The organism is Aeromonas sp. ZOR0002 (assembly GCF_963866995.1).
Classification (GTDB): Bacteria; Pseudomonadota; Gammaproteobacteria; order Enterobacterales; family Aeromonadaceae; genus Aeromonas; species Aeromonas caviae.
This window is the reverse complement of record NZ_CAWMFQ010000141.1, coordinates 1-5057: the sequence shown is the minus strand read 5'-3', so window position 1 is coordinate 5057 and position 5057 is coordinate 1. Positions and strand designations below refer to the sequence as shown.

9 protein-coding genes are annotated in these 5057 nt (G+C 58.6%); 7 read left to right on the top strand and 2 right to left on the bottom strand.

Annotated features, from left to right (window positions below):
• Positions 1–180: 180 nt before the first annotated feature.
• The 7 genes from AACR77_RS08465 (at position 181) to AACR77_RS08435 (ending at position 3373) form a co-directional block, all read left to right on the top strand.
• On the top strand, positions 181–483 hold the full coding sequence (locus AACR77_RS08465) for a hypothetical protein (RefSeq protein ID WP_042878151.1): 303 nt from the start codon (positions 181–183) through the stop codon (positions 481–483).
• A gap of 75 nt (positions 484–558) precedes the next feature.
• Positions 559–855 (top strand): hypothetical protein, encoded by a 297-nt coding sequence (locus tag AACR77_RS08460; protein ID WP_052224732.1) that lies wholly within the window; start codon positions 559–561, stop codon positions 853–855.
• Entirely contained in the window at positions 852–1511 is a 660-nt protein-coding gene (locus AACR77_RS08455; protein ID WP_139739385.1) for a hypothetical protein, read from the top strand. The genes AACR77_RS08460 and AACR77_RS08455 overlap by 4 nt, the downstream gene beginning before the upstream one ends.
• Positions 1508–1945, top strand: a complete 438-nt coding sequence (locus AACR77_RS08450; protein ID WP_052224731.1) for a recombination protein NinB — start codon at positions 1508–1510, stop codon at positions 1943–1945. Before AACR77_RS08455 ends, AACR77_RS08450 begins: the two co-directional genes overlap by 4 nt.
• Positions 1942–2259 (top strand): Ref family recombination enhancement nuclease, encoded by a 318-nt coding sequence (locus AACR77_RS08445; protein WP_042878149.1) that lies wholly within the window; start codon positions 1942–1944, stop codon positions 2257–2259. The genes AACR77_RS08450 and AACR77_RS08445 overlap by 4 nt, the downstream gene beginning before the upstream one ends.
• Positions 2256–2678, top strand: coding sequence for a hypothetical protein (locus tag AACR77_RS08440; protein WP_042878148.1), 423 nt, complete (start codon positions 2256–2258; stop codon positions 2676–2678). The genes AACR77_RS08445 and AACR77_RS08440 overlap by 4 nt, the downstream gene beginning before the upstream one ends.
• Positions 2675–3373 (top strand): TIGR02642 family protein, encoded by a 699-nt coding sequence (locus tag AACR77_RS08435; protein ID WP_042878146.1) that lies wholly within the window; start codon positions 2675–2677, stop codon positions 3371–3373. The genes AACR77_RS08440 and AACR77_RS08435 overlap by 4 nt, the downstream gene beginning before the upstream one ends.
• A gap of 70 nt (positions 3374–3443) precedes the next feature.
• Here the strand turns inward: AACR77_RS08435 and AACR77_RS08430 are convergent, their stop codons facing one another.
• Together AACR77_RS08430 and AACR77_RS08425 are read right to left on the bottom strand one after the other, a co-directional pair.
• Positions 3444–4079, bottom strand: a complete 636-nt coding sequence (locus tag AACR77_RS08430) for a hypothetical protein (protein WP_162513463.1) — start codon at positions 4077–4079, stop codon at positions 3444–3446.
• 128 nt (positions 4080–4207) lie between these two features.
• A partial coding sequence (locus AACR77_RS08425; protein WP_042878142.1) for a DinB/UmuC family translesion DNA polymerase occupies positions 4208–5057 on the bottom strand: 850 nt, incomplete at its 5' end.

Sequence of the window (5057 nt, the reverse complement as noted above, 5' to 3'; positions counted from 1 at the left end):
GGCTGCGCCAGCCCGGGAGCCAAGGCTGGCGATCTCCATCAGGGCGTGCGAGATGGAGGCGACCGTGATCGTGCTGCAGCGTGACGGCGACGTGACGAGTGAGGCGGTGCAGGTTGAGCTGGACAGGATACTCACCGAACGCCGCCAGCGCGGTTACACCATCACAGGGAGGATTTAGGGATGTTCAACCAAGACGTGATCGCCGCGGTCAAGGCCGCGAAATTCTGCCGGGTGGTGATCTATCCGCCCGTTCGGGGTTGGTGCGGGGAGCGGGTGCTGCTCGAGGTGGCAGACGAAATCGCCGTGCTGGGGCATACCGATTGTCAGCGCGGGGCAGGGCATTGGCTGGTGCTCGACACGACGCCTGAGCAAGTGGCGGAGGAGGCCGAACGGCTGAGAGGCGCGCCAGTGCTGGTGTTGAGAGGCGGTGTTGCAAATGGAGCTGTGGATAACTCTGGAAAGGAGGCGCTTGCCAACCCGTGACAATCGGTATATCGCGCCGTAACATGTTTCAGGCCGGACCTAGACCACCCGGCCGTTGACCAAAAGGACCCGACCATGACCGCAAAATCGAATACTCGAGATCTATCCGTTGCTACCCAGTTGGGCCGCGTGATTTCCATCATGAGCGACGGCAAGGCCCGCACCCTGCGCGACATCGAGCGCGAGTGCTGGAGCCGCTACGGCCAAGCCGATACCCAAGCCGCCATCAGCGCCCGCCTGCGCGAAGTGTGCTGCCATGGCTGGGTGAAGCACTCCAGCAACCAGACTATCGACGGCAAGCAGGTGTGGCATTACAGCCTCTCGCCGTTCCCCACTGCGGAAGCCATTGCGGCTAAGGCGGTGGCAGCATGATCCCATCAAAAGCCGTGATCCACTCCAATCATATCCGAGAAAATTATCCTGCGAACAAGCGTTCCATTGCCTACCGTAAGCGCGTGCATGGCGTTGGGGTTAATGACGCAGACTATGTAACAAAACCTCTCGTTGATGGAGGAAGAGAGTTTTGCATCGCCTACAGAACATGGGCAAACATGATGGATCGGGCTTATGGTCACAAGCTTCACGCTCGAAAGCCAACCTATGCTGGCGTAATTGTGTCCGATGAATGGCATAGCTTCATGTCATTTCGAGACTGGTTCATACGCCATCACAGTGACAATTGTGAGCTAGACAAGGATCTCTTAGTCCCTGGTGGAAAAATATACGGGCCTTCAACCTGTGTATTCATCCCGATTTGGTTGAATAACTTTTGCAATGACTGCAGTAGCAGTCGTGGCCCATATATGAGAGGCGTCAGCTTTTCAAAAGAACGGTTGAAGTTTGTTGCTCGATGCTCTGACGGATCTGGTCGCCCAGTTAACCTTGGTAGATTCGATTCAGAAAGTCACGCCCATGGAGCATGGAAGTCTTACAAGATGCAACTGGCGGAAAACCGCAAAGATGAAATGGACGCCATAGATGAACGTCTCTTTGCCGGTGTAATCCATCTCATTAAGGGGGCGGCATGAGCTACCCCAAGTATTTCCTGCGAAGCCCCGACATCCGCTCCCGGGCCAGCCAACTGGTCGCCAGCCTGCCGGTTGACCAGGACAAGCCGCTGGTCATCGAGATCAAGGAGCTGACCCGCAGCCTGGCTCAGAACGCTCTGTTCTGGGCCGTCATGACCGACATCGCTGAACAGGTGAACTGGCACGGCCGCAAGCTCGCCAAGGAGGACTGGAAGCATGTTCTCAGCGCCGCCCTGTACCAGCAGGATGTTGTGCCGAATATCAACGGCAATGGCTTCGTAGTGCTGGGCAAGTCCACCTCCAAGATGACCGTGCGCGAGATGCGAGACCTCATCGAGCTGGCTCAGGCTTTTGGTGCTGAGCAGGGCGTGAAGTTCGGGGATGAATCCCGCCGCGGCTTTGACTGGGTGGCGGCTTACGGGAGGGCTGCATGAGCAAGACCAAGGCTGATAAGCAGTGGTTGGACGATGTGAGCTCGCTTGGCTGTATTGCTTGCCGGAATGCTGGCCTGGGGGCGAGCCTCGCCGAAATTCACCATGTGCGCTCTGGCGCCGGGATGGCGCAGCGCTCTGCTCACACCCAGGTGCTGCCTCTTTGCCCGCGACATCATCGCGCCTGCTACCCCACAGGATTCCACGCCGCCCCGCGTTCCTGGCAACAAGAGCACGGCAGCGAGGAGACCCTGCTGGAGCAGGTGGCCCAGGAAGTCGCTGAACTGCGCAAGAACACCATCGGGAGGGCGGCATGATCCACCTTACTGCCCTCGATGCGGCCCGGTTGCTGGGTAGCCGCCCGAAGGTCAGGGGGGCAGCCAACCAGGTGCGCAAGGCGCAGCAGGTCACCACCCTGCACGACAAGGTGCTGGCCCAGCTTGTTGGTTTCCCTGACCCGGCCACCGAGCTGTTGTTCCACCCCAAGCGCAAATGGCGCTTCGACTACGCCTGGGAGGAGCAGAAGCTCGCCCTCGAAATCCATGGCGGGATCCACTCCGGCGGCCGGCACACCCGGGGGAGGGGGTTCGTAGAGGACCGGGCCAAGATGAACGAGGCCACCTTGCTCGGGTGGACCGTGTTGGAAGTTACCCCGGAACACATCAAATCCGGCCAGTTGCGCGCCTGGCTGCTCGCCGCTTTCAATCAGGACCCAGACCAGAGGACCAAACCATGACCCACGCTATCGAAATGGCTCTGCGCCTTTTCTCGCCGAAAGGTGCACTACATGAACCCTCGTCTGGTCGCTCCAGCACGCTGGGGAGAGAGGAGTTTCTGGGAGCCCTGCAGGTGGCCGCAAAGAGCAACCCGCAAGGGCTCCAGTTCCTCATGGCCGACTACCTGGGGGACGAGCAGGCACTGGCTTCGCTGCTGACGCACTTCAGCACCACGCTGGGCAGCGAAGAGGCCGGTGGTATGGCCATGGCAATCCTGCTGCGCCGCCCGCTGCCTGAGCAGTTGGAGCACTTGGTGCTGTCTCACCCTCACTATGACAAGGAGCGCCGCCGGGCCGCCGTGGTGATGGAGAAGGCCAAGCGCGCCCACCGGTCCGGCAATGGCCACGAGTACCAACGCCTTCTGGCCGAGCGGAACGAGATCCTGCAGTTGGCACGCGACCACTGTGTCGCCGAGATGCTGCGGTCTGGTCGTTGTCCTCATTGCAAGGGAACCGGGATCCGCCCCCGTAAGGGTGATGACTGCCCGAAGTGCCACGGCACCGGGCGAGTGGTACCCCATGCCGATATGGTCGCGCGCCGGTTCGGGCAGGAGATGCGGCAGGCCGTAGAGCGTGCCGTTGATGAGGTGATCCATCAGGCGTCAGATCTGGCCAAGGTCATGGACCGGCAGGTGCGGGAGATGCGGGCAGCGTGACTAAAGGGGGCTTTATTGCCCCCTTCTCTATAATCCTAAACTAACGTTATCAACCCTTGGGATTTAAGGCTCAGGTTGGCAGACCCTCGGTATTGCTGAATTCTTTGACGCCTCGCTCGATATCTTCTCGTGCCTCTCTGACGAATGAATTTGAGAGGGCAGCCGATCTGATCGATTCATCTATTAGCGCCTTCAGCTGACTCATATCATCGCTTTGATCAATGGCTCGTAGAACCGAGCCGAATGCTACTGATAGAGACGAAAAGTCTTTTTCCAGTTTGTTGAATCGCTCATATAGCATGATCCCGTGTGATTTGCCAAATGAATCAATCCATTTCTGCTGTTCATGTGCAGTTAACTCAATTTCACGAGTTGCACAATCAACGGCTTTGTTCATTCTCATTTCGGTAACTGGGTCATATTTCTGTAATCTTCGAGCGCGCAACCGTTCTGTGTACTCCTTCAGCTCTTCGGCTTTTCCTGGTTGCTGAACGTACTCTTCAAGTCCATTTAAAGCCCAATCCGGTACTCGGCGATAGCTCACCTTGCTTGGTGAAATTAGCCATGCTTGTATGCTTCGAACAGTTACTTTTTGGCCAGTCATTTCAGTAATTGCATCAACAACGAAATCATTGTCATTGCCGAAGTAGCAGTGGATCAGTGAAGAAAGTCGTTGCTGCCTCATTAATTCTTCATTTTGGTTCATTTTCCCATGCCTCTGTAAAATTGCCCCTGCCGCGCACATTGTGCGGCACATTGTGCGTGATGGGATCTTATGCCCAGAAGATGGATTTATGCAAGTAGCATTAAGCGCTTTCACTATCCGGCCATGAGTTATGTTTTAACTGCGAGAAGTTCGCAGAAACTTGTTGTATAGCGGGGGCTGAGCTGCTCCCGTTTCATCATCCACTCCCGGGTATCCCGGCCTCGGGCCGCGAAGAAGACCTTCCCCATTCGCCCCTGATTAATCCTGTCAATCACCTGCATCAGCGCCTCGCTGCGGGGTGATTGCTGCTCCGCTGCGAACAGGTCGCCCTGCTGCATGCCGACCGGGGTGAAGCCGGCCAGCATGACGCCGCCCTTCTGGTACCGCTGTTCGTCGCGCCAGATGCGGGAGAGTAGTTGGGGGATCAGGGCCAGCAGTGCCCGGGTGTCATTGGTGGGCATCGCCAGCTTGGTGCTCACCTGGTTGCCGTAATAGGGCTCCCGGTCGCTGAACGGGCTGGTACGAATGAACAGCGTCACATGGCGGCAGCACATCCCTTCTGCCCGGAGCTTCTCGGCGGCCCGCTCCATGTAGCCGGCCAGCGCCTGGTGCATGGGGCCGATCTGGGTGATGCGCTCTCCGAAGCTCCGGCTGCAGATGATCTGCTGCTTGGCCTGCGCCTCCTGTTCCAGCTCGGCGCAGGGGATCCCCCGCAACTCCTGCACAGTGCGCTCTACGACTACGCCATACCGGCGGCGGAGGCTCTTCGGGTCAGCGGCAACCAGGTCGGCCACCGTCTTGATGCCCTGGGCCTCCAGCTTGGCGGTGAGCCGCCTGCCAATGCCCCATATCTCGTCCACCGGGGTGATCGCCATAAGCCGGGCGCGCCGCGCTTCATCCCGCAGATCCACCACCCCGCCGGTGGCCGGCCATTTCTTGGCGGCGTAGTTCGCCAATTTCGCGAGCGTCTTGACTGTG